Origin of the sequence: Gimesia maris (genome assembly GCF_008298035.1) — a bacterium.
Taxonomy (GTDB): domain Bacteria; phylum Planctomycetota; class Planctomycetia; order Planctomycetales; family Planctomycetaceae; genus Gimesia; species Gimesia maris.
Genome location: NZ_CP042910.1, coordinates 3964896 through 3988390, shown reverse-complemented (window position 1 = coordinate 3988390; position 23495 = coordinate 3964896). Strand labels below are relative to the sequence as shown.

At 48.8% G+C, this 23495-nt stretch carries 20 protein-coding genes; 3 read left to right on the top strand and 17 right to left on the bottom strand.

What is annotated here, in order from left to right:
* The first annotated feature begins 376 nt into the window (after positions 1 to 376).
* The gene (locus GmarT_RS14825; RefSeq protein ID WP_002643735.1) at positions 377 to 1750 is read left to right on the top strand and encodes a DUF1501 domain-containing protein; all 1374 of its coding nucleotides are present in this window, start codon (positions 377 to 379) and stop codon (positions 1748 to 1750) included.
* A gap of 197 nt (positions 1751 to 1947) precedes the next feature.
* On the opposite strand, the gene GmarT_RS14820 is transcribed toward GmarT_RS14825, so the two are convergent.
* The 13 genes from GmarT_RS14820 to GmarT_RS14760 all read right to left on the bottom strand — a co-directional run bounded on the left by GmarT_RS14820 (position 1948) and on the right by GmarT_RS14760 (position 12142).
* On the bottom strand, positions 1948 to 3105 hold the full coding sequence (locus tag GmarT_RS14820; protein WP_149302917.1) for a hypothetical protein: 1158 nt from the start codon (positions 3103 to 3105) through the stop codon (positions 1948 to 1950).
* A gap of 29 nt (positions 3106 to 3134) precedes the next feature.
* Complete coding sequence (locus tag GmarT_RS14815) at positions 3135 to 3623, bottom strand: hypothetical protein (RefSeq protein ID WP_002643737.1); 489 nt, start codon at positions 3621 to 3623, stop codon at positions 3135 to 3137.
* A 271-nt stretch (positions 3624 to 3894) separates the two neighbouring features.
* A complete protein-coding gene (locus tag GmarT_RS14810) occupies positions 3895 to 4095 on the bottom strand; it encodes a hypothetical protein (protein WP_044236068.1) in 201 nt (66 codons plus the stop codon).
* A 107-nt stretch (positions 4096 to 4202) separates the two neighbouring features.
* Entirely contained in the window at positions 4203 to 4604 is a 402-nt protein-coding gene (locus tag GmarT_RS14805; protein ID WP_002643739.1) for a FoF1 ATP synthase subunit delta/epsilon, read from the bottom strand.
* 99 nt (positions 4605 to 4703) lie between these two features.
* The gene (gene atpD, locus GmarT_RS14800) at positions 4704 to 6155 is read right to left on the bottom strand and encodes a F0F1 ATP synthase subunit beta (protein WP_002643740.1); all 1452 of its coding nucleotides are present in this window, start codon (positions 6153 to 6155) and stop codon (positions 4704 to 4706) included.
* A 74-nt stretch (positions 6156 to 6229) separates the two neighbouring features.
* Complete coding sequence (gene atpG, locus GmarT_RS14795) at positions 6230 to 7105, bottom strand: ATP synthase F1 subunit gamma (protein ID WP_002643741.1); 876 nt, start codon at positions 7103 to 7105, stop codon at positions 6230 to 6232.
* Between the two features lie 54 nt (positions 7106 to 7159).
* On the bottom strand, positions 7160 to 8677 hold the full coding sequence (gene atpA / locus GmarT_RS14790; RefSeq protein WP_002643742.1) for a F0F1 ATP synthase subunit alpha: 1518 nt from the start codon (positions 8675 to 8677) through the stop codon (positions 7160 to 7162).
* Positions 8628 to 9272 carry an ATP synthase F1 subunit delta gene (gene atpH / locus GmarT_RS14785; protein ID WP_157158888.1) on the bottom strand — a complete coding sequence of 215 codons (645 nt, stop codon included), beginning with the start codon at positions 9270 to 9272 and terminating at the stop codon, positions 8628 to 8630. The genes atpA and atpH overlap by 50 nt, the downstream gene beginning before the upstream one ends.
* Positions 9273 to 9351: 79 nt before the next feature.
* Positions 9352 to 9942, bottom strand: coding sequence for a F0F1 ATP synthase subunit B (atpF, locus tag GmarT_RS14780; protein ID WP_002643744.1), 591 nt, complete (start codon positions 9940 to 9942; stop codon positions 9352 to 9354).
* A 140-nt stretch (positions 9943 to 10082) separates the two neighbouring features.
* Positions 10083 to 10367 carry an ATP synthase F0 subunit C gene (locus tag GmarT_RS14775; RefSeq protein ID WP_002643745.1) on the bottom strand — a complete coding sequence of 95 codons (285 nt, stop codon included), beginning with the start codon at positions 10365 to 10367 and terminating at the stop codon, positions 10083 to 10085.
* An 82-nt stretch (positions 10368 to 10449) separates the two neighbouring features.
* Positions 10450 to 11310 carry a F0F1 ATP synthase subunit A gene (gene atpB / locus GmarT_RS14770; protein WP_002643746.1) on the bottom strand — a complete coding sequence of 287 codons (861 nt, stop codon included), beginning with the start codon at positions 11308 to 11310 and terminating at the stop codon, positions 10450 to 10452.
* Positions 11311 to 11375: 65 nt separating this feature from the next.
* Positions 11376 to 11771, bottom strand: coding sequence for a hypothetical protein (locus tag GmarT_RS14765; protein ID WP_002643747.1), 396 nt, complete (start codon positions 11769 to 11771; stop codon positions 11376 to 11378).
* Positions 11772 to 11857: 86 nt separating this feature from the next.
* Complete coding sequence (locus GmarT_RS14760) at positions 11858 to 12142, bottom strand: AtpZ/AtpI family protein (RefSeq protein ID WP_044235963.1); 285 nt, start codon at positions 12140 to 12142, stop codon at positions 11858 to 11860.
* 924 nt (positions 12143 to 13066) lie between these two features.
* Between GmarT_RS14760 and GmarT_RS14755 the strand changes: the two genes are divergently transcribed.
* Positions 13067 to 14176, top strand: coding sequence for a DUF4912 domain-containing protein (locus GmarT_RS14755; RefSeq protein ID WP_081459361.1), 1110 nt, complete (start codon positions 13067 to 13069; stop codon positions 14174 to 14176).
* Between the two features lie 48 nt (positions 14177 to 14224).
* On the opposite strand, the gene GmarT_RS14750 is transcribed toward GmarT_RS14755, so the two are convergent.
* The 3 genes from GmarT_RS14750 to ilvN form a co-directional block, all read right to left on the bottom strand.
* On the bottom strand, positions 14225 to 15094 hold the full coding sequence (locus GmarT_RS14750) for a radical SAM protein (protein ID WP_002643750.1): 870 nt from the start codon (positions 15092 to 15094) through the stop codon (positions 14225 to 14227).
* 180 nt (positions 15095 to 15274) lie between these two features.
* The gene (ilvC, locus tag GmarT_RS14745) at positions 15275 to 16279 is read right to left on the bottom strand and encodes a ketol-acid reductoisomerase (protein ID WP_002643751.1); all 1005 of its coding nucleotides are present in this window, start codon (positions 16277 to 16279) and stop codon (positions 15275 to 15277) included.
* A gap of 167 nt (positions 16280 to 16446) precedes the next feature.
* Positions 16447 to 16962 (bottom strand): acetolactate synthase small subunit, encoded by a 516-nt coding sequence (gene ilvN, locus GmarT_RS14740; RefSeq protein WP_044235966.1) that lies wholly within the window; start codon positions 16960 to 16962, stop codon positions 16447 to 16449.
* Positions 16963 to 17304: 342 nt separating this feature from the next.
* Here ilvN and recJ point away from each other — a divergent pair, with 342 nt between their 5' ends.
* Positions 17305 to 19068, top strand: a complete 1764-nt coding sequence (gene recJ, locus GmarT_RS14735) for a single-stranded-DNA-specific exonuclease RecJ (protein WP_002643753.1) — start codon at positions 17305 to 17307, stop codon at positions 19066 to 19068.
* Positions 19069 to 19082: 14 nt separating this feature from the next.
* On the opposite strand, the gene GmarT_RS14730 is transcribed toward recJ, so the two are convergent.
* Entirely contained in the window at positions 19083 to 23423 is a 4341-nt protein-coding gene (locus tag GmarT_RS14730; protein WP_187782292.1) for an outer membrane protein assembly factor BamB family protein, read from the bottom strand.
* Positions 23424 to 23495 lie beyond the last annotated feature (72 nt).

Here is a 23495-nt window from a genome sequence, read left to right as displayed (position 1 = left end):
AATGGCCGTTTTTGGTGACCTGTTTGTGTCTGAATGCCTCTGTTACGCATGGAAATGTGGTGAACGGGAAGCAGTATATGAAGAGTGTCAGTGATCGTTTTGTTGAATTTCAAGTGATATTTATGGGGAATCATTCAACAGTGACTACGATTTGACAGTAGCAGAAAAAACAGCCGCGCGCGACGCATAACCAGAAGAATAAGCAGATACCTCAGCACATCAAGCTGAAAATCGGGAAGGGGAAGGGGCAAAGAGTCAGGTGACTGAAAAGACAGGTTTTCGGTTTGCTTCGCTGGGCTAACTCCGCTATCATATCAACGACAGTTTATGTTGATTCGATGGTGCTGCGGATCAGAGTTCCCAGGGAAGAGATACTATGCTGACGATTCTTGGCAAACCGACCAGAAAGAACGGCCATTTCTGTGATGGCGTTTCCCGCCGCAGCTTTTTGAAAATTGGTGGCATGGCACTGGGGGGGATCTCACTGCCCGATGTGCTGAGAGCGGAAACAGAGAACCAGTCAGGCAGTAATCACAAAGCTATCATCAATATCTATCTGCCCGGCGGTCCGTCGCATATTGACTTGTGGGATCCTAAGCCGGACGCTCCGAAGGAAATTCGAGGCGAATTCAGCCCGATCAAAACCAATGTACCCGGCATCGAAATCTGTGAGTTGTTTCCGCGCATGGCTACGATGATGGATAAGTTTATCCCAGTCCGGACAATTTCAGACGCAGATGGCAGGCATGATGCCTATCAATGTATGACGGGTCGCAAATTTGGCAGTCGCCAGCCCCCCGGCGGTTGGCCGGCTGCTGGTGCATTTGTTTCTAAACTGCAGGGCCCCGTCAATTCTGCTGTCCCGGCGAATGTTGCCTTGATGTATAAGACGGGAAACGGGACATGGGGAGAACCCGGCACGGGTGGTTTCCTTGGCGTTCAGCATTCCCCGTTCAATCTCGTAGGTCGCAAGGCCCGCAGTTCGCCTGAGAATATGATTCTACAGGGAATTACCCTGGAACGATTGCGTGATCGCGTCAAATTACAGCAGGCATTTGACACGTTTCGTCGCGATGCAGACACTTCCGGTCTGATGGAGAGCATGGATGTCTATTCTGAGCAGGCTATGAATATTCTGACCACTTCGAAGCTGGCAGATGCGCTGGATCTTTCGAAAGAGGATCCACAAATTCTGGCCCGGTATGGCAAAAGTGTTGAGACATTCCAGCGCGATGGAGCGCCTCCCATGATCGAAAACTTCTGCCTGGCGCGTCGTCTGGTTGAAGCGGGTGCCCGTTTTGTTTCGCTGAATTACAGTCGCTGGGACTGGCATGGGCCGGATGGAATGAACTTCCCCAAATCACGCGAAGAGTTTCCACTGCTGGACCAGGGATTATCTGCCCTGGTGACTGACCTGCATGAACGTGGGCTCGACAAAGATGTCTCCGTCGTGGTCTGGGGCGAATTTGGACGAACGCCTAAGATCAATCAGAACAACAGCCGCGACCATTGGCCCAAAGTCTCTTGCGCCATGCTTGCCGGTGGAGGTATGCAGACCGGACAGGTCATTGGTAAAACCAACCGTAAAGGCGAATACGCGAGTGATCGCCCCTTAAAATTTCAGGAAGTCTTTGCGACTCTCTATCAGAAGGCGGGTCTGGATCTAAACGGAACGCGAATCTTCGACACAAGTGGGACGCCACAATATCTGGTGGACCAGGGAATAGAACCGATGCGGGAAGTAATCTAATCTCTTATTGCATTTTCCGCTACATTGCACTGAGGTGATCGGCGTTAAAGTGAAGCACATTAAAGCCTGTCAGTGCGAACGGTTTTTCCAGGTGATTCAGATCGATTAGACAGTGTCCAGCTTTACTGAAGCGTCCCCAGAGCCATTCAGACCGAGTACGTCAGATTGAGAGACGCTACGCTTAAATGTGATAGGTTCTAGAGTTTAACACGTCCCGGTGCTTCCTCTGTTTCTTCATCGAATGAAGTGGGAGGGCGAAATGGATTCTGGTCGGGCAGAGGAGTCGAGTCATTCGCAGGAAATGTTTCTGCCTCTTCGAAGCCGACGTTCGCTGGCTTCCATTGTGGCACTGATTCCGCCGGGACGGACCAGTTGGGTTCTGTCCGTTCTGCAATACGGGAATCAATTCGCATGGGGCGTGTGTCTTGCAGAGACGCCTGCTCTGATGGCAGATGTGCTCCCAGGTCAAGAACCGGATAGCCCGGATATTGTGGGACTTCCCATACTTCACCAGGTACGTTAGCCGGATTGACGTCGATATTTGACATCGTCATTGTCAAGACGATCCCCGTTTGAGGCCAGTCAAGTTTAATGACATGAGGCAGGATCGCATTGGTATTGCTGCAGTTCCGGTATTCACCAAAGGTCGCAGTGGCGATCCGCTGCCCCTGACTGTCATACAGGGACTGTTCAATGATGTAACCGGTACAGAGATTGACCACAAGAATTTTCTGAACAAGTTTGCCATTGGGCAACAGGCGATCTGAAATCAATTTGACATTGGGTGAATTCTGTCCCTCTTTTTGAATTGAAAGCTCTTTTTCATTCAGCGGTACGACACGCAAGGCTTCGAGCAACCAGTCCGGTTCGAAGGGAATATTCAACTGGGAGCCCATCGATTCATAGTGATCATGCCTGAGAGTAAAGACCTGTTTGGGCTCGTTCCGTTTGACCCAGAACCAGAAGCGTTCATCATTTGAGCCAAAGTCGACTTCAGCCCCCAGGGGAGAACTGGCACGTAAACGGAAGCGTTTGGGCTGTTCGACGATCAACATGGCGTTTAACGCCGGCATCGGCAGACCGCCTTTTTGACGCGCTTTGATTTTGACAGAAGAAGACTGCCAGCCATATACGCCCGCCGTCTGGTTATTCAAATGATTTACGATTTGGGTGTAAGTTGCATTGGGAGGTAGCACACAAACGGGAGCCTGCTGAGGCAGGAAAGTACGCACGGAAGCACAAGCGGGAAGGAACATGCCTATGCAGAGCAGAAGTACAAACTTTAGAGCCAGAAAGTAAGTGCGCATCAGTTGCGTAGGTCTGCTGATCTCTGTTCTTCCTTGAACATGTGACATAAGTTTAATCCATCAGCGGGGCGTACCCCTTATTCCCACTCTTCGAGAAATTGTGTATTCAGTTGCTGTTGTAATGCTTCGATCTCTGCTTCTTCGAGATTCTGATCACGAATATCAAAATTTCCTTCCCCATGAGTCCCTGACAGTTGCAGATATGATGTCTGATCTTCCGACCGAGAGCCTTCCAGTTTTAATCGTCGTTTTTGCACGAGAAATAAAGCCAGTACGTAGAGAAATTTTTCCTGTACCTGGTTGGGAGTTTCATACAGTTGCTCGAAATACTGCATCAAGGCATCCGGGTCAATTTTTTTCGGGCCGGTCGCCACTGCCTCCGGTACCTGCAGTTTCCATTCACCTACAGCCCCTTCAGGCGGACCGGACCAGGCTTCTTCCGAAAAATCCATTCTGATCAGTTGTCCATTTTTTTCAACTATCACAGAATGTACCAGTTCACCAGGCACAAAATCTTTGCCCGTTGAAGAGCAGGTTTTTCCTAATGGTTTTAAATGATAGTCCATTTAAAATGCTTGTTCCGTAGATTCAGATCAGATTTCCATTTCACGCCGAATGTATTTGTACACACGGCGAATCCTAGAGTAATCGTGAATTTACCTCAAGATGATTCTGCGGAGAAAGACGCGATTCCTGCTGTGATATTCAAAATAATATGGGTGATAAAGACATGACAGGTAGAGGTTTACGGTGCGTCGCATATTAAGGGAGCGTTTCCAGGTCCTTTTGGACCGAGTATCATCGATCGAGAGACGCTATCGTTAAATGTAATGCGATCTAGGAGCCTGTAAAGAAGCGGCTTGCAGAGCCACCCTGCTTAACGATGGGAATTTCAATCCGTGCTGTACAACGGGGGCAATGGCCTGCGTAGGCTGTTCCCGCATGATTCTGGTAAATATTGACATAGACATTACAGCATTTGAAATGCACCCCGACGGTGGGGCGAGGCTGGTGAGGCGTGGGGCTCTGATCCGTCATCCCGTGACTCCCGATACAAAAAGAAGCTGAAACGCGCGAGGCAGTTTCAGCTTCTTTATGAAATTCAACGTTGCAGATCAAGGTGAGTTTTTAAAATCTCAAATTGATTACTTCTGGTGTGCCAGAGCCAGCATGGCGCGGGCCCGGGTTTGATCTTTATCACGAGCATTACATTGCTCATCACCCACGGCAGTTCGGTTCAAAGCTTCGTCAAGCATTTTTTCAGCCTCGGCAGCATCCAGCTTACTGAGCGGGACGGCCGATTCTGTCAGTATCGATATGACAGTGCCTTGTACTTGCAGAAAGCCACCATCGACAAAGTACCTGCTTTCGGTGCCATCAATTGACTCAAAGGAAAGTTCACCATATCCCAGGCGGCCGACCATCGGCATGCGCCCGGGCAGAATTCCGATTTGTCCGTCGAACAGGGTACAGCGCAAACTCTGCACTGGCTGATCCAGCAGAGTCGTTTCCGGAGTGACTAACAACAGGCGAAAATCTTGAGCCATTGGTGCTCTAACCACATCTAAAACAGGATTGCAGATAAACTCTGTGACAGGAAATGAATTCACAGTCACAGAGATTTCGAATAACGATATGACCGAAAACTATTCAGCCATTCTCTTGGCTTGTTCTTCCGCTTCTTCAACAGAACCGACATACATGAAGGCAGATTCAGGAAGATGATCCCACTTACCCGCACAGATTTCTTCAAAGCTGCGAATAGTATCTTCCAGTGGTGTAATTTTACCAGCCTTACCTGTGAAGACTTCTGCCACGAGGAATGGCTGTGACAGGAAGCGTTCGATACGACGGGCACGATGCACGATCAGTTTGTCTTCTTCACTCAATTCATCAACACCCAGAATTGCGATGATGTCCTGCAATTCACGATATCGCTGTAGAGTCTGCTGAACTTCGCGGGCCACCCGGTAGTGACGCTCACCCACATATTGTGGATCGAGAATACGACTGGAAGAAGCCAGTGGATCGATCGCCGGATAAATCCCTTTTTCTGAAATCTTTCGTTCCAGATAAATGAATGCGTCCAGGTGGGAAAATGCAGTTGCAGGGGCGGGGTCGGTCGGGTCGTCTGCAGGTACATAAACAGCCTGCACACTGGTGATCGCACCGTTTTTGGTAGATGTAATACGTTCCTGAAGTTCCCCCAGTTCGGTACCCAGGGTAGGCTGATAACCTACAGCTGATGGCATACGTCCCAGCAACGCAGACACTTCACTACCAGCCTGTGAGAACCGGAAGATATTGTCGACGAAGAGCAGGGTGTCAGTACCGGTAGTATCACGGAACCATTCCGCCATCGTCAATGCGGACAGAGCGACACGCAGACGAGCGCCTGGAGGCTCGTTCATCTGACCGAACACCATACAGGTCTGTTCAATCACGGACCGGTCAGTCTGACCGATTTTAGTTTCCTGCATTTCGAGCCAGAGATCGTTTCCTTCACGGGTCCGTTCACCTACACCGGCGAATACGGAGTAACCACCGTGTGCACTGGCGATACGGGCAATTAACTCGGTCAGAATCACGGTCTTACCAAGTCCAGCTCCACCGAACAGACCGGCTTTACCACCACGAACGAAGGGGGTCAGCAGGTCAACCACTTTGATCCCGGTTTCGAAGAGTTCGGTTTTTGCACTCAGGTTTTCCAGCAATGGTGGCTTGCGGTGAATGGGCCAGCGCTCGTCTGTTGAAACTTCACCGCGACCATCGACGGGATCGCCCAGCAGGTTGAATACCCGTCCCAGAGTTCCTTTACCGACTGGAACCGATACCGGAGCTCCAGTATCGATAACGTCCATGCCGCGGACCATACCATCAGTCGATGCCAATGCCACGCACCGGACACGTCCACCGCCCAGATGCTGCTGAACTTCTCCGGTGACGTTGATCTCAACACCTTTGTTGTTTGTCTTCACAGTCAAGGCATTGTAAATTTCCGGCAGCTGTTTCTCAGGAAATTCAGCATCAAATGTAGAGCCAATGATCTGAGTGATTTTGCCAACGGTCTGTGTTGTGCTGGCTTCGGTTGTCGCCATTGATATGTCTCTGCTTTCTGATATTGATCAATCTGTAAAAAACCATAAAGTGCCCACGTAAGGCGTGACGGAAATTACTCCAGGGCAGCGGCACCACCAATAATTTCGAGGATTTCCGAGGTGATCTGTGACTGTCGTGCCCGGTTGTATTGAGCAGAGAGTGAGCCGACCATTTCGTTGGCGTTCTCTGTTGCTCCTTTCATCGCCACCATACGGGCAATCTGTTCGCTGACTGCTGCATCCAGGAAACATTTAAACAAACGTGCTTTAAATGCTGTCGGGACAATCTCTTCCAGGATTTCCTGGGCAGAGGGCAGAAATTCGTAGTCATATTTTTGAGTGGCAGTTGACTCTTCCGCAGTATCCAGTGCTCCAATTGGCAGCAGGGAGTGTACGGCAGGCTGCTGTCGAGAAGACGAAATAAATTCCGTATAAGCGACATCGAGTCGGTCAATCTTGCCTTCGATGTATTCAGTAATATATCGACCGGCAAGTTCGTCAACTTCTTCGAATGTCGGACGATCTTCAAAGTGAGTATAGGAATGGGAAGGTTCAATTCCCTGAAACTTCAGAAAACTGATCCCACGCTTACCGGAAATTTCCAGTCTCACATTCTGACCACTGGCTGTCAGTTCTTTATGGCGTTTTAATGCCGCCTTCAAAACACCTGAATTGTAACCGCCACACAAACCACGATTGGAAGTTAAAACAAGCAGTACAGAGTTTTTTTCTGTCTCATGTTTCTCCAGAAGTGGATGATGAAATTCCAGATTTGCCTGAGACAGATCTGAAACAAGTTCAGAGATCTTTTTGGTGTAAGCAGCAGCCTCCGATGCACGGTCCATGGCTTTCTTGAATCGCGCGGTGGCGATCAATTCCATGGTCCGTGTGATCTTACGGATGTTTTTTACCGCTTTTAATCGTTTAACGATGGCACGTGCTTTGGCCATTTGATTCTGAACCCGTTTTAGATTATCTGTTCAAACAAAGAATTCAAAAGTTGATCAGGCGTTCTTACGTAGAAACTGTTCTACGAAAGTCTTCAATACCGTCTTCAACTGTTCGATCGTGTCGTCTTCCAGTTTCCCGGTTTCAGTGATCTTATCGGTGATTTCCGGATACTGATCGTGGATAAACTGCAGCATTTCTGATTCTGCCTGCTGTACCTGGTTAATTGGTACCGCATCGAAGAATCCTTTCGTACCAGCATACAGACTGACAACCTGATCGGCCATTGACATCGGATTGAACTGCGGCTGTTTCAGCAGTTCTACCATTCGATATCCACGATCCAGTTGTGCCTGAGTTGCTTTATCCAGCTCTGTACCCATCTGGGCGAATGCTTCCAGTTCGCGGAAAGCAGCCAGGTCCAGACGCAGACTACCGGATACACTTTTCGTTGCTTTGGTCTGGGCATTACCACCCACGCGAGAAACACTGATCCCCACGTTAATCGCAGGACGAATCCCGGCGAAGAACAGGTCTGGTTCCAGGTAAATCTGACCATCGGTAATTGAAATCACGTTGGTCGGGATGTAAGCCGAAACTTCCCCTTCCAGAGTTTCAATGATGGGCAGGGCAGTCATGGAACCGCCACCCAGTTCATCACTCAGTCGAGCGGATCGTTCCAGCAGACGGCTGTGACAGTAAAATACGTCACCAGGATATGCTTCACGCCCGGGAGGACGTCGCATCAGCAGTGACAGCTGGCGGTATGCCTGGGCCTGTTTGGACAGGTCGTCATACACAACCAGAGTATGTTTACCCTGATACATATAGTGTTCTGCAATCGCAGCACCAGCGTAAGGGGCAATGTACTGCAAAGGAGCAGGGTCACTGGAAGATGCACTGACGACAACGGTATAATCCATTGCGCCGTGTTCCTGCAGCTGATTAACAATGCCGGCGATCGTCGCAGCGCGCTGACCACAGCCAACATAAACGCAGATGACATCTTTACCTTTCTGGTTCAGAATGGTATCGATGGCAATGGCGGTTTTCCCTGTTTTGCGGTCACCAATAATCAACTCACGTTGACCTCGACCGACGGGGGTCATGGCGTCAATCGCCTTGATCCCGGTAGCCATGGGCTGCTTCACAGGCTGCCTGGCAGCAACACCAGGAGCTGCATATTCCAGGGGACGGGATTCTGTCGCCACAATGGGACCTTTTCCATCAAGTGGAATTCCCAGTGGGTCAACAACCCGTCCCAGCAGTTCATCTCCAACGGGGATGGACAGCAGGGTGCCTGTACTACGGACTTCATCACCTTCCGCGATTGCCAGATAATCACCAAAGATAATAATACCAACCGAGTTTTCTTCGAGGTTGAAGACCTGTCCCCGCACCCCGTTTGAAAACTCTACCATTTCGCCAGACATCGCAGAAGAAAGACCGTAAACGCGTGCGATACCATCGCCCACTTCCAGGACTCGCCCTACTTCACTGGTCTCAATTTCGCCGCGAAAGTCTTCAATTTCCTTCTGGATAACTGAAGCGATCTCGTCCGCTTTGAATTTCATGAATGCTCCTATTGCTCAACCGCCCGCGTAACTGTTTGAGACGCGTACGAAGAGAACCATCATATACTGTGTCATCAACCTGAATCACCAGACCACCGATAACAGACTGGTCTATAGATGTTTGTAGTACTGGAGAAAAACCCAGTGTATCACTCAAGCGTTGTTTAATACTCGATAATGTTTCATCGGTCAGCTCAAAAGCAGAGCGAACGAGAACCATTTTTTTACCGGATTCCGTATCACGCATCGTAATGATCTGAGACATGATCTGCTCGAACAGTTCGAGCCGGTCATGCCGTGCCAGAACTCTGAGGAAATTAGTCAGCAGTTCAGAAGCATGCGGGGCAATCACACGATCAATCAGATTTAACCGTTCATCTTTATTCAAAGAATGAGATGTCAGAATCTGACCAAAATCCGGAAACTGAGTGGTCACCGCGTTCAGAAATTCAGAAACCTCTTCGATCGCTGAATCCTTATCAGACTCCTGAATCGTTCCCAGAAAAGCTTTGGCATACACCTTGGCAATTGATGTTGCACTGGGGTCTTCCATTACACTGGGAATATGAGTTTTAATTTTTTTCTGATCGTTCACGCGGATCATAACTCACAACTAAAGGATAAAATAATTCAAACAAAACAATTAAGTTTGAATAAGTCGCTTCTACTGCAAATCAGTTAGAACTGCCGGATATCTGAGACAACGCCTCGTTAATCAGCCGATCACGATCTGATTCATTCAAAGCACGTCCGAGGACCTGCTCCGTAGCATCAATCACACGTCCATTGATCTGGTCGAACAGATCTTTCAAAGCCAGTTCACGAGCTCGTTCAATTTCGTCAACAGCGTGAGTTTTAATGGACTCCGCTTCCTGACGAGCCTGTGCGAGTACGTCCTGCTTAATGCGATCTGCATCTGAACGAGCTTCGACCATCATTGCCTGGATCTCATCCTGAGCCGCCTCGATCTTACGTGCGTGCTCCTTAACTAATTCTTCAGACTCTTTCTGCTTGGATTCTGCCGTATTGATGGCAGTAATCACTCGCAATTCCCGTTCGTCCAATGCCTGAATCAATGGTCCCCAGGCAAATGCCCTGAGGACAAAGATAAAGACGACAAACACGATGAGTGACCACAGTGCCAAGTCTGTTTTCCAGTGCAGAGGTGGTCCTGATGGATGCTCAGCTCCTTCAGCCGCATACAATGATGCATCTAAGCCAAGCAATCCACTGCCCAGGATCACGCCACTGACTATCATCAGCATGATGAGACACCGGCTTGTAAAAAGACTTTTTAACATGATCAGAATTTCTCACATTGAAGTCGAAAGTAACAGTTGGGAACTCGCGCGTTCACAAAGAACGCGGCTAGTCCTGTAAGTTCGTAATACTGTTTAAAGTACAATTAAGACATGCAGATGATAAGTGCGAAGAATGTAGCACCTTCGATCAACGCTGCAGCAATAATCATTGCAGTTTGAATTTTACCACCAGCTTCGGGCTGGCGAGCGATGGCTTCTACAGCAGAAGCACCAATTTTACCAATACCGAAACCGGCACCGATAATGGTAATGCCTGCACCGAGAGCACCCAGTGAAATTCCGCCACCAGCTTCTTGCGCCATTGCAGGAACAGCTGTGGCCAATACAACAACGCATGTCATGTACATAATCCGTAAAGCCTGGATCATTGTTTTTATCCCCTGACCTTTCTCAACGAGGAACACTCAAACGAAATATACTAAGCAAGTCTGCGGGCAGGCTGACGATTCTCTAGTGAGGATTGACAGCAGCACTAATAAACAGAGTTGCAAGAAACGCAAAAACATATGCTTGCAGGAACGCAACGAACAGTTCCAGCAGGCCAACTAAAATCTGGGCGATGATGCTGGATGGCATCACAATTGCCCACATACCGGTATCAGCGGTCATGGCAATAAAACCCAGAAACACAGCAATCACAGTATGTCCGGCCATGATGTTGGCAAACAATCGAATTGCCAACACCGCATGTTTGATCAAGAAACCAGCCAGCTCAATCACCCAGATCATCGGCAGTAAAATCACTTTTAAACCAATGGGTAATTCCATTGAAGGAGCCAGTGACAACCAGAACTGAATGGGTCCCTGTTCCCGCGAACCGTAGATAACAACAGCACAGAATGTAGTAAATGCTAATGCTATTGTCACATTCAACTCACCGGTCGCAGACCCCATCCAGGGAAAGACCCCCAAGAGATTGCAGATGAGTACATAAAAGAAGCAGGAAAGCACAAAAGGCAGATATTTATCAGCAGGATGTCCTACTTTCGGGCCGTGGTGATGTCCATGTCCGTGGTCATCATCATGGTGTCCTTCACCAATGGTGGGACGTACGACTTCGTCACGCATATAGATGACAATCGATTCCCAGAAGTTCCACCAGCGTCCGGTTACCACCTGTCCCCCTGCAGCCCGTTTTGCCAGGCCTCGAAACACAAAAAACAGGAACGTAACAGCAACTAATTGCAGGAGCATGAACTTTGTGAGCTGCAAACCGAAAATCTGGGGCAAATCAATATGCATTTCCCAGGGGAGTTCGAAGTGCGAAATGTCGCGAACGTGATGGAATTTATCATCGTGACCGGCGGCCATTGTTTAAGCTCGATTCAAAATTATTTCTGTTTAAAACATTGTTAACTGAAAACAGCTTCGGCAGGTTACCGAATGATCAACAAGGTTTCAACCAATAGAGAAGCAAAGTAACAAATCAGTAACCAAATCAGAAAATTCAAAAACTCGGCGGAACCAAAATCAGTTCGCAACTTGATAATGATTAACGTACCGATACCGACAATCATTAATCGGAGCAGCGTAGAAACACCCATTACAGCAACCGGTGCCGCATCGCGATAAAGAAAACCCGATATGAGAAACACCAGTATTCCGGGCACCAGACACAAAACAACAGCGTATGTCAGGCCTTCAACAGCACGTGCCCCCACAATCGTATAAGCGGGCACACTCAGAAGAGCATAGAGACCCAGCAGACTGACAGCAAGAATGCTGCACTGTTTGAGCGGGTTTCTGGTTGGCGTATCTGGCGTTGATTGCATTTGACGAAATTAATATCGTTGTGTTTTAGTGTAGATCAATGAGAACCGTGGGGCTGATTGGATCTGGTCGTTCACAGTCATTGATATCAGTTGTTTGTGATCGTTTCATCGGCTTCATCCTTTGATCGATCTTTACTCTTTCGTTCTTTACGCTCCGCTTCTTTAGCCATATGCAGTAAATGTGTCATGCCGGTAACAAAACCGAGCAGGGCACCCACTGCTGTCAGCCATGGGGTAGTATCCCATTTTCCATCGAGCCAATGTCCCAGAAAAGCAGGCAGTGCCATTTCGAGACTCACTGATGTCAATTTACTGACCCACTGATGGGCTTCCGCTAATGACGAGCGAGTCTGCCGATCTGGTCGCGGCATGGTAGCTGCTTTCAGAAATGAAGCATTAACGCGAAATACGTTACAGAGCATCTGTCAGTTCATGTTAAACAAACAGATTAGAAACAGACTCTAAAGGCAATGTCCCGGATAGTCAAAGAACTCACCATTGGAATTACTTGAAAACCATTTTTCTCATTATTGACATCGACGCCGATCAGGACCTATTAGTCATAGGAATCAAAATCAGACTTAAAGGTCAAAGTAAGTGATTCCGTTTGAGGTTTCTGCCCTACTGTTCAATTCGATTCCTATATTCTGCCCGCCTTTCTGTGGGGTTATCTAAGTGTTGGTGTCAGAAGGACAGTGCGAGCCGCTGCAGATTCCCTGGAAGTGAGGTCGATGAATTTTTGATGAGGCTAAAATTATAAATACAATGATAGCAGTGTGATACAGCGCCATGCTGAATGAATCTTCACAAATCAGAATGCTCCGATAGTTGCTTTTTATAGTCTCTCGTGGTAAAACTAGGCTCATGTTTCAATAATGATTCATACGTCAGCCTGTCGTAGGTGGCATTGGATCTGTGGCAGACATTCACCTGTAAAATTGGTTTTCAGAGCATTAAACCGAGTTTGCAACCTGTTTAGACGTCCATTGTTGTGGCACCAGGATTACTTTAACAGCTATTACTTAACTGCTTATAGTTCCTGAAAATGAGAATAACTACCTAGTGGCTTTCTGTTCTGAGGAGAGTAGCGTCCTGGTCGAAATTTAGATTTGACGTTTACATATTGTTCATCGCATTCCGGTCGTCGGAAATAAAGGACTTTTCATCTCAGACGACTGGCTGAATGTGCTGGAACGGGGCAGATGTGCTAAAACTTGAACCCGAGTGTCATGGATGACTGAAGCAAAATTAAGACACCGACCAGTGTTTTGATTGATATTTGGGAGTCATTCCTAATGTCCCCAACGATTCTAAAGTCCCTCGAGAGTCAAACTCGTCGTGATTTAGCTGCCACTGCAAAATCTCATGGTATCGCCGGTTGGCATGGCATGCGAAAGCAGGAGTTGGTTAAGGCCATTGCCAAAATAAAGCTGGCAAAATCAAAATCCAAACCCAAAGCAACTACCACAACACCAAAATCCCCGCCTGCAGAGGCTACCAGACCTGCTTCTGTTCCTGCTTTCCCTTCTCAAAGTGCATCCAGCCAGACTCCCTCGGAGCATCAGGCTCGCATTCAAAAACTGCTCAAGTCGAACGGTCATACATCTCTCAGCGACAAAATGCATCCGACTTCTGAATCAGTTGAAACGAAGCTCAATGCACAAGTCAAAGATTCCCACTGGTTACTGGCCAACTGGACGATTACCCAGGGAAGTCTAGACCGGGCAAAAGCAGCATTGGGTGCCTACTGGTACCAGGCGGTTCCTGTGATCCGTGTGTACGATATCACAACGAATGAAAACAGCCGCACCAGTAAAGCTTATGTTAAAGATGTTGAGATCAAGATCGATTCCGGTTTGTGGTATGTTCAGATCGATCAGCCGGCTCGTTCATACAAACTGCAGCTGGGTTTTGTCACTCCCCAGAATAAATTCTTCGGGCTGGTTTACTCGCATAAACTGACCCCACCAATGCCCGAAGTCTGTGAGAAAGGAAGTAAAACCAAACGTGCTCTCGACAGTAATTATTCTGCAACACGTTCGCGTCGTTATACTTCACGGAATGAGAACAACGGGACTCCGATTTCCCGATTATCTCTGCCATTAACACTGGATTCGAATGGCGATTCAAACGGTTCGAAGAGTAAGAAAGCCAAAAAAGAGTTCCACGTTGAAACGGAACTGCTGATCCATGGTACTTCGGATCCACACGCAGAAGTCACTTTGCTGGGCGAAAAGATCCCGGTCAGTAAAGAAGGACGCTTCGCACTGCGGTTGAGCCTGCCTAATGGCAGACAAGTGATTCCAGCCGTAAACACGTCGTCCAACAAGCGTCGTCAGCAGACGATTGTGCTGGCAATTGAACGGAACACGAAAGATCTCGAGCCAGTCCAACTGGACGAGTAACGAATTTGCGCTCGCATCGCCAGATGACTGACAGAGAGCGCTTCTCTGTCAGTCGGCGTTTCCGTAATAGACTTCGACAGGTAGCTTTGTCTGCTCAGCCACTTTGTGTGCGATTTCATCAACTTGTGTGGTACTGAGCGAAGCAACATACTCTTCAGCAGTACGCCTGGCGATAGTATAAACCTGCACCAGCTTGATTTGCCCGCCAGCTTGAACAATATCATTCAGTCGGGAACAGTACGCGTCAATTTCCTCGTTTGATGGTGGCTGCTGATTCACCAGCATAAACAGGCTCTGAATCACAATGGGACGCTGCTCTGCTGCCAGATGCAGGTTATCAAGAACCTGGGAGAAGCGGATTTTCGTGCGATCAATCGTCTTGAAATAGTCTTCCGTCCCCGCATCGAGTTTGGCCCAGATTTCTCCCTGGTTTTCATCAAAAATCGCCAGGGCTGCCTGCGTACTCGCACGATGAAACATACTGGCATTGCTGATCAGCACCATTTTCACTTCAGACGCAGAGTGCTTCCGTTTCAACGCTGCCACTTGTTTGACGATCTGATCGAAGTTGCGGTAAGTGGTCGGTTCTCCGTCACCTGAAAAGGCGATGTCATTCAAACGCCGTAATTCTGCTGGAACTTCCGAAAACTTCGGGTCCTGATAAATTTCACCACTGAGCACAAACTTCAGCATGTGATCCAGTTCCTGCATCAACTGTTCGGTGCCGACAAAGCGGGTTTCTGATTCTTCACGGCGATCTACCTGACAGTAGATGCAGTCGAAGTTGCAGATCTTATCGGGATTCAGATTGATTCCAATCGAAATCCCCTTACTGCGGCGGGAAAGCACCGGATAGACAAACTTATTGTCATGATAAGTTCGCTGATGCTGCGAGTGCAGAGGCAGTGATGAAGACATGTTCTGTTTCCCGGTGAATGAAAAGTGGTTCTCTTTTTTTATATGACTCAGCAATGGTAAAGACAAGTCGTGCTGGAAATGTTATCACAATCATGTGGATGATTTAATCCATAAAAAAACGTGATAGAAACTTCATAAGCTTCTACCACGTTTCCAGTTATGTGTTATCTACTGAATGGATTAAACTTCTTTGGAATCAATCCAGCTCATCATGCGGCGAAGTTCTTTTCCAACGGTTTCAATCGGATGTTGTCGATTCAGGCGTCGAATGGCTTTGAATGAAGCCTGATTTGCTTTGTTTTCCAGCAACCAGTTCTTCGCGAATTCACCAGTCTGGATCTCAGTCAGGATCTTCTTCATTTCCTGGCGAGTTTCATCGGTGATAATCCGGGGGCCACTGGAGTAGTCGCCGTACTCGGCTGTATTGGAAACACTGTACCGCATGTAGTTCAAACCACCTTCGTAGAACAGGTCCACGATCAGTTTCAGCTCATGCATACATTCGAAGTAAGCCATTTCTGGCTGATATCCGGCTTCCACCAGAGTGTCAAAGCCGGCTTTGACCAGTTCACTGACACCACCGCAGAGTACAACCTGCTCACCGAAGAGGTCTGTTTCTGTTTCTTCCGCGAATGAGGTTTCAATCACACCACCACGTGTACCACCAATACCTTTGGCGTAAGCTAAAGCGAGCTGGCGGGTACTTTCAGCGGCGCCATCAACCAGAGCAATCAGAGAGGGAACACCGCCCCCTTTGACGTATTCGCTGCGTACCAGATGGCCAGGTCCTTTAGGAGCAACCAGAGCAGCATCAACACCAACTGGTGGAACAACCTGATTAAAATGAATGTTGAAACCATGTGAGCAGAGCAGGAGGTTCCCCTTGCTGAGGTTCGGCAGAATTTCTGTTTTGTAGAGGTCGCCTTGAACTTCGTCTGGCAGCAGGATGTTAATCAGATCGCCTTGTTTTGTTGCTTCTGCGATCGAGACTGGTTCGAAACCATGGCTGACGGCCAGATCGTAGTTTTCGCTCCCTTTGCGCTGCCCAATAATGACATTGCAGCCACTGTCGCGAAGGTTTTGCGCCTGTGCATGTCCCTGGCTTCCGTAGCCAAGAATGGCAATCGTCTTGTCTTTCAACAAAGACAAATCTGCGTCGTCATCGTAATAAATTGTTACTGCCATAATCCTGATCTCTTGTTATTTTCATGTAAGGCTGAGAGAAGCAGAACCAGATCTACTTCTATGGGAACTTGGGCCATCAGTTGTTGCTTTTTGAGAAACAACATCCTGCCCGGAGAGAACAATGCAACCGTCATTTACAGCTTGCGTAGTTTGTTCTGGTGGACGATTTAAACTGTTTCCACAGTCTCTGAATCCACATCTGCTTTCACTGTTTCTGAACGTAACAGGGCAATTCGTCCTGTACGTACGATCTCCAGTATTCCAAACGGTCGCATAACATCAATGAATGCATTGATTTTAGATTCCTGACCGGAGATTTCGATCATCACGTTTTCAGTGCTCACGTCAACGATTTTCGCACGGAAAATTTCGACTAATTCACGAATTTCTGATCGTGTTTTGCCAGGTGCCGAGACTTTCATCAACATCAGGTCACGTTCCACAAAATCCTGACCGGAAAAGTCAACCACTTTCACAACAGTGACCAGCTTTTCCAGTTGTTTTCGGACCTGATCGAGCTTGCTGTAATCACCTACGACAAAAGTAATTCGGGAAAATTCAGGTTCTTCAGTTTCGCCGACGGCCAGGCTCTCGATATTGAAGGCGCGCGAGGCGAGCATCCCCGAAATATGGGCCAGTACACCCGGTTGATTCATTACAAGAGCAGAAAGAACGTGTTTCATCCCAAAACCTTAATTCGTATTTCAATCAGTTACAGAAGTATCGTGAAATCGATAGCAGCCCACAGTTTAGTCAGGAAGCAGGGTCCCGACAAGTCAGGTCACTGTTATCTCCGATTTCTACCTTGATGATCAGTTCGATTGAGCCGATTATGCTGCTATCCTGCTTTCTGCACAGACAAAGTTCGGGCAATTCAGGTTCGATCTCTCTGAATCCAAACAAACAGTCTCACTTTTTGTACTTTTAGAGAAACCTGCTGTTTTGACAGGCGGACACGACTCTGTTTTAATTGATAAGCGCTGTACTTCTGATTTTGAACTTTAAGCATTGAATCGAGAGCAGGGATGACTCAAAACTGGCGTTTTGCCCCCCATGATGAATCACAGGTACGCCGCCTCAGTTCTGAAATGCGAATCTCGCCCTTACTGGCGCAGGTCTTGATTGCCCGAGGACTTCAGGACGCTGCCGCTGCGCGAAGCTTTATTGATGCCCGGATGACCGAGTTGCTGGAACCCGGTTCCATGCCTGGCGTCGAAACCGCCTCGGATCGAATTGTCGCCGCGCTCAAAGACAAACGTCGCATCACCATCTATGGCGATTATGATGTAGACGGAATGACGGCAACCAGCATTCTTCTGCAATGCATCACGCTGGCAAATGGAAAGTGTGACTACTTCATTCCCAACCGACTCGATGATGGATATGGCTTAAACTGTGACGCGATTCGACAGTTGCACGAGGAAGACCCGCAGCGATTGCTGATCACGGTCGACTGTGGAATTACCAGTGTGCAGGAAGCTGCTCTGGCTCGGGAACTGGGCCTGGAACTGATTATTACCGATCACCATCAGATGGCGGATGAATTACCGGCAGCAGACTGCCTGGTCCATCCGCGACTTCCTGACAGTGATTACGAGTTCCCCCATCTTTGCGGAGCTGGTGTGGCTTTAAAACTGGCGTGGGCGGTCTGTCAGAAACTGGGAGATGGTCAGAAAGCATCGCCGCAGATGCGAGAATATCTCAAGTGTGCCGTCGGACTGGCGGCCATCGGTACGATCGCTGATGTCGTGCCTTTGGTGGGCGAGAACCGGATCCTGGTCCGCTACGGGCTGAGTGCACTGGCAGAACGGGCGCCGCTGGGATTACAGGAATTGATGAAAGTTGCAGAAATCAAAGCGGGGCAGATGCTGGATACAGAAGACATCGGGTTCGCGATCGCACCTCGTCTGAATGCCGCCGGTCGCCTGGGACAGGCCCGCCTGGCAGTCGAACTGTTGACCACCAGTAACCAGGATCGTGCCTCTCAGTTGGCTGCGTATCTTGATGAACTCAATAAAAATCGCCGGACGGTAGAACGACGCATTTTCAAACAGGCCAAGGAAATGGTCGAAGAAAATGCGGAATGGGAAGAGCATCACACGCTGGTACTTGCGCATGCAGACTGGCATCCCGGAGTCATTGGTATTGTTGCGAATCGGGTTTCGGAGCATTTTGAAAAACCGACAGTATTGATAGCCCTGGATGCGACCACACGCACCGGGCAAGGTTCCGCACGATCTTTTGCCGGATTTGATCTCCATGCAGGTTTTTCCTCGTGTTCGGCACATCTGGTCCGCTATGGTGGTCACCAGGCTGCAGCAGGCCTCAAAATTGAAGAAGATAAAATCGAAAATTTTCGGCAGGCATTTGCAGAATATGCGGCCGATGCGCCTAAGCCTTCCGAAGACGAACTGCTCGTCCGCATTGATGCGGAAGTCTGTCTGAATGAAATTACCAAACAGGCGGTACGTGAACTGGATTGCCTGGGTCCCTTTGGCCAGGAGAACCCGCGACCTCAATTTGTGGCAACACGCGTGCAACTGGCTGAACCGCCACGTACGATGGGGGAAGGCGGCCGCCATCTTTCACTCGTCTTCCAGCAGCATAATACCAAAATACGTGCCATTGCCTTCGGAAAAGGGGAATGGGCCACTCAAATGGATGAAGATGGCGGGCCGTTTTCAATCAGCTTTGCCCCTGGCATTAATCGTTTTCGCGGTTTCGAAAGTGTGCAGCTTCAGTTGAAAGACTGGGTTTCGGAAAAGTCAGAAGCCTCTATTCCATCCTGACTCTTCGTACGGACTCAGTTTTCATTGATCAGTTCAATTCCGGAAATGACCGGTAAATATCTTGAGTTGTCAGCCGGTACCAGTTCCAGTTCGATTCGATCCTGAACCGCCACTTCATCGAATTGCAAAACCAGGCTCCGCATGGCCCGCTCAGTCTGTTTTCGGATATCCAATGAGTTCTGCACGTGCTTTCCCTGTAGATTGATGTGAAACAATCTTTGGCCGGCTGCTACTTTTTCGTCTGGCTCCGTAAAAGTCAGTTTGACTGTGTAATGTTTTGTATCAGCTGCAGGAGACTGTTTAGATTCCAGATCTTTTTGCTCGGAGGTATCTGCCTTCATCTTTAATACAAGGCGTGCGGAGCCAGATGAGGCCCCCTTATAGGAGCGGGCAATGCGGGTCCCCGTTCCTGTGATCAGAAAACAGACAGATCCTCCTTTGGACCAGCCTGGCTGAGACAGCACTTCCTGAAGCAGCTTTTTCAGATCGGGGGTGGCCTGACCTGCTCCATGCGCATCCAATTTGGTCCAGGCAGGGGGAGACCATGTGATATTTGTTTTGGTCCGCTTGCGGGAAGAGAGGTTCCGCTTTGATTCTACAAACGGTTGTGGATTCGCTGATGCTTCTGCTTCGATTTTTAATTGTGATGGCGATTTTCCAGTCTCATCCACGGTAAACTGAATCCAGGCCGACTCCAGCTGATCGCTGGCTGAGAGGGGAATCTCCGAAAAACGCAGTCCGACGACTTGAGGATCACCCGCATCCAGTCCCAGTTCCAGATCGCTGCTATGAAGTTTGACCTGTCCTTTAGAATCTTCTTCCGCATCATCCTCTACACCGGCGATGGGAATGCCAGGGAGTGGGGGGGCATTGGTCTCCTGTTGAATTGCGATTGTGATTTTCTGTGGATTAATGATTCCGGAGGCAGCGACCCAGTTCATCCCATCGCTTCCTGAAGAACTCTGAACTTTCAAAGCGTGATGGCGAAACAACTCATGTTTTTTGTTGGAAACAGTTACTTTCAAATCAGGTGACCGTCCGCCGACGCTGGGGTAGTCCAGCCAGAGAGTACCGTTTTCTGAACTTCGATCACCGGGTGCTCCAAAATTGATACCGGCCTGTTTGACTATCCCTGCAGACTTTGCATCGCTGCCTAACTGGCTGGTCGTCCAGAATTCAATCTCCGGCATATGAATTAATGCAAGCGAGGTCTGGTTCTGATAGGAACAGCTACAGGTGCGTGTGTAATCAGGGGCGTTCAGTACGCCGTTTGCTACAACCAGATTCGACGTGCAGCTTGATTTGAATCCTCCGAAGTTTCCGGTTCCACTCTGGGATTGCAGGTCATAAAAACCGGCAGCCCCAGAACGAAATGTCAACAGGTTTTCACTGGCAATCACATAATTGCAGCCATAGCTGCGTGTGAATTTAAGCGTTTCTTGTTGCTGAGTAATCGGATTGGTAATGGTATAGGGAGAGCCATCCAGAATATTGAATGCGCCTCCTGAGACTTCATAAGAATTTGCCGAAGTGATAATCAGGTCGTTATGCAGGACACAGGGACCGGTATATTTCCGTTTCTGATTTTGCCAGCGGATGGAGCCATCATTCGCATTGTAGGCAATCATTCCCTGTCCGATTTCATCACTGAGCCGGTCTTTCGCCCGTGCTCCTGCCTGCAACAGCAGGTCGTGTTTTTCGGAATATCCGAGCCAGGAACCAAATATACTTTGACGGGTCGACCAGAGCTCTTTACCGGATCGTATATCGAAACAGACAATACGATATTTTGAAGGATCAACGAGCCCGCGCCGCGATAGTTTTTTCTCGGCGCTGGCAGGTAATTTATCCAGGCAGTAGATCCGGTTTTTGCCTGCCACGATGGCGTTATGCAGAAAAGAATGAATCGCATCTGCCTGCCAGAGGATCTCACCGGAATGACGATCATAGGCGATTAATCCCTGGCTGGCGGAAAGGTCTGCCGCAACTGGTCCATCTTTTCCCGGTTTTTCATCAACCTGTTTTCCAAAATGACCGAACCCGTTTCCGGCCAAAAGGATGTCATCGTAGACGGCGATGAAGGCCCATTCCTTGCGAGAATCAGGCAGCTTGATAATGCGTTTTGTAGCGCCATCTCTCGTATCTAATACATGACATTCGTGCTGCATCGCCAGATAGACTTCATCGGCAGTTGCAATGTAATTTGTTCCCCGGGCATTCGCCCCCGGAATGTGGCGCTGGTTGTATTGAGTACTGAGAGGAGTGTCTTCATAGGTAGAGTTGAAGTAAATCCCAAATGTTCCCAGATCTTCGAATTCTCTCCGCCAGAGAACCTGACCCGTGTAGACATCACGGGCACTAAGACTGTTCATCCCTTCCAGGAAGGTTCGTCCGCCGATCACCTGTTCGGGAGGGCCGTGACCGTGGCGGGGTAAGATGTCCTCGTGTGAATTTCCACCAAACCAGAGAACTCCCAGTGGAAGCTTCACACGCTTGTCATTCGATTTGACTGTATTGGCGATGTCGCCATACTGGTGGGTCCAGTCCGCAGAATCGGGCAGGGCTCCCTCTCGAGAAATCAAGTGACCGTTGGCAGTCGTTTTCAGCTGTGCCTGTGCCAGATCGGATTCCTGCAACAGACGATTGAGCTTTTCAGCCAGCTCCTGGTCGGCATCAGGGATCCAGATCACACCGCCGTAGGGACGAACGGAACGATAAATCTGCTGTAATTGTTCCGCATTCAAAGCTTGGGCAAAGTCGTTACTGAGCAAAGTCAAGCGTGCAATATACTGAGGCGCCTGGTAAGAAACGGGAGTTCCCTCATGAATAGAAATTCGCGAGCCGTAGAATCTCAAAGCATCATACCTGGCTCTTAAACGGGCAATTTTGTCGCTGTTTTCTTCAATCACAATCAGTTGTAGTTTTGAGTTCAACAACAGGGCATCAATCAATGCCTGATTCTCTGCTCCATAGCACATCGCATATCCTTGATTCGATTGTGCCTCAGCAAGGAGTGCATTGGCCAGTTGCAACGCCTGAGGATCAGGCTCAGACAGCACTAACGGTTCCGAATGATCCTGTTTCTTACTCTTGCCGGAAGAACCAAATGCCAGGATGTCTCCGTTTAAAGTGACAGCAAACAACTTATCATCAGCCGCCAGTAAACGCAGGATTCCCTGGGGAACCGATTGTTCCCAGGCAACTTCTGGTTTTTTGTCAGGATCAGCGGGAAGCTGGATTGCTGATAATTTATTTTCTCCGGCTGCATAGAGTCGTTTGCCGGCGCGGATGAGATCTCCCTGACCATCGGCGGAGATGGACCAGAGTGGCTGGTGAGTGGCTTTGCTGGCTTGAATCAGTTTTTTTTTGTCTTTCACCATTGCTGAATAGATCAGCCCGTCGTGCAGTACCGGTTCATTATAAACAAACAGATTTGGTAAACCCGTTTCCAGGTTGTACGCACGCACGCCGCGGTAACGGGTATGCACAAAGAACTCTTTCTGGCCGGCGATCACAAATGAGCCTCCGTTGCCTTTGCCGCCCAGATGAAAATATTTGAGTGTTCCTGTTTTACGATCCAACGCAGCGGGAACAGATCGACCGCCGGGAACCAGCAGTAGATCTTCTGTTGCCACCAGAGTCCCCTGGGGAGCAACGCCAGCGAAGGAAGGCGCACTGTGAGGTTGTTTGATATAATCGGCGCTGGTTGAATCATTCACCCAGTTGACATTTCCGGTCTCTGCATCCAGTGCGTAGATAAACGTGCCCATAAAAGGCCAGATACTTGCCGCAAAGTAGACCGTGTCATCATAGAGAACAGGCCCCCCTCGCGCTGGCCAGGCTGAAATGACTCGTTTGTTGCCCAGGGCCTTTTGTGCCCCTGGTGCCCCCCGGAACTTCCAGACCAGTTGACCTGTTCCGGAATCCAGGCAGTATAAAAAACCATCATCACTGACCAGGTAGACTCGCGATTCTGTCGCAACAGGTGAAAACCGGATGGGGCCTTCTGCGAAAAACGTCCAGATTGTCTTACCGGTCTCTGTATCCAATGCAAGCAGTTTATCCGCATCATTAAAGCCGACATACATCTGTTTGCCGAACACCACCGGCTCCAGAATTTTGTCATACGTCATCAGGTCATTATTGAGCGTATCATCCCATACCTGTTCGCGTGCACCAAACGAGCGGGACCAGATCGGAGCCAGCTCTTCAGGCAGTTCGTCGGGAGAGGATGCGGTGTGACCTGCATCATAGCGCCACATAGGCCAGTCGCCCGCTAAGAGAGAATTCTGAAGCACAGGGACCAGGCAAAGCAGACAGAACCAGTTTCGAATGTACAATTTTATTAAAGACATGTGCGTTTCTATGGATCGGCAGGGAGGAGGTTGGTGAGACGGTATTCGTACATACTTTCCTGTTGATTTTAG

Excerpts from the sequence above, each read along its gene's own strand:
- ilvC (WP_002643751.1), bottom strand. The coding sequence starts at position 16,279 with ATGGCAGTAACAATTTATTACGATGACGACGCAGATTTGTCTTTGTTG.
- atpF (WP_002643744.1), bottom strand. The coding sequence starts at position 9,942 with ATGCTGATGATAGTCAGTGGCGTGATCCTGGGCAGTGGATTGCTTGGC.
- atpB (WP_002643746.1), bottom strand. The coding sequence starts at position 11,310 with ATGGCCGCCGGTCACGATGATAAATTCCATCACGTTCGCGACATTTCG.
- GmarT_RS14750 (WP_002643750.1), bottom strand. The coding sequence starts at position 15,094 with ATGTCTTCATCACTGCCTCTGCACTCGCAGCATCAGCGAACTTATCAT.
- GmarT_RS14765 (WP_002643747.1), bottom strand. The coding sequence starts at position 11,771 with ATGCAATCAACGCCAGATACGCCAACCAGAAACCCGCTCAAACAGTGC.
- GmarT_RS14820 (WP_149302917.1), bottom strand. The coding sequence starts at position 3,105 with ATGTCACATGTTCAAGGAAGAACAGAGATCAGCAGACCTACGCAACTG.
- atpD (WP_002643740.1), bottom strand. The coding sequence starts at position 6,155 with ATGGCGACAACCGAAGCCAGCACAACACAGACCGTTGGCAAAATCACT.
- GmarT_RS14760 (WP_044235963.1), bottom strand. The coding sequence starts at position 12,142 with ATGCCGCGACCAGATCGGCAGACTCGCTCGTCATTAGCGGAAGCCCAT.
- recJ (WP_002643753.1), top strand. The coding sequence starts at position 17,305 with ATGACTCAAAACTGGCGTTTTGCCCCCCATGATGAATCACAGGTACGC.
- atpG (WP_002643741.1), bottom strand. The coding sequence starts at position 7,105 with ATGGCCAAAGCACGTGCCATCGTTAAACGATTAAAAGCGGTAAAAAAC.
- GmarT_RS14810 (WP_044236068.1), bottom strand. The coding sequence starts at position 4,095 with ATGACGGATCAGAGCCCCACGCCTCACCAGCCTCGCCCCACCGTCGGG.
- atpA (WP_002643742.1), bottom strand. The coding sequence starts at position 8,677 with ATGAAATTCAAAGCGGACGAGATCGCTTCAGTTATCCAGAAGGAAATT.
- GmarT_RS14805 (WP_002643739.1), bottom strand. The coding sequence starts at position 4,604 with ATGGCTCAAGATTTTCGCCTGTTGTTAGTCACTCCGGAAACGACTCTG.
- GmarT_RS14815 (WP_002643737.1), bottom strand. The coding sequence starts at position 3,623 with ATGGACTATCATTTAAAACCATTAGGAAAAACCTGCTCTTCAACGGGC.
- GmarT_RS14730 (WP_187782292.1), bottom strand. The coding sequence starts at position 23,423 with ATGTCTTTAATAAAATTGTACATTCGAAACTGGTTCTGTCTGCTTTGC.
- GmarT_RS14775 (WP_002643745.1), bottom strand. The coding sequence starts at position 10,367 with ATGATCCAGGCTTTACGGATTATGTACATGACATGCGTTGTTGTATTG.
- GmarT_RS14755 (WP_081459361.1), top strand. The coding sequence starts at position 13,067 with ATGTCCCCAACGATTCTAAAGTCCCTCGAGAGTCAAACTCGTCGTGAT.
- GmarT_RS14825 (WP_002643735.1), top strand. The coding sequence starts at position 377 with ATGCTGACGATTCTTGGCAAACCGACCAGAAAGAACGGCCATTTCTGT.
- ilvN (WP_044235966.1), bottom strand. The coding sequence starts at position 16,962 with ATGAAACACGTTCTTTCTGCTCTTGTAATGAATCAACCGGGTGTACTG.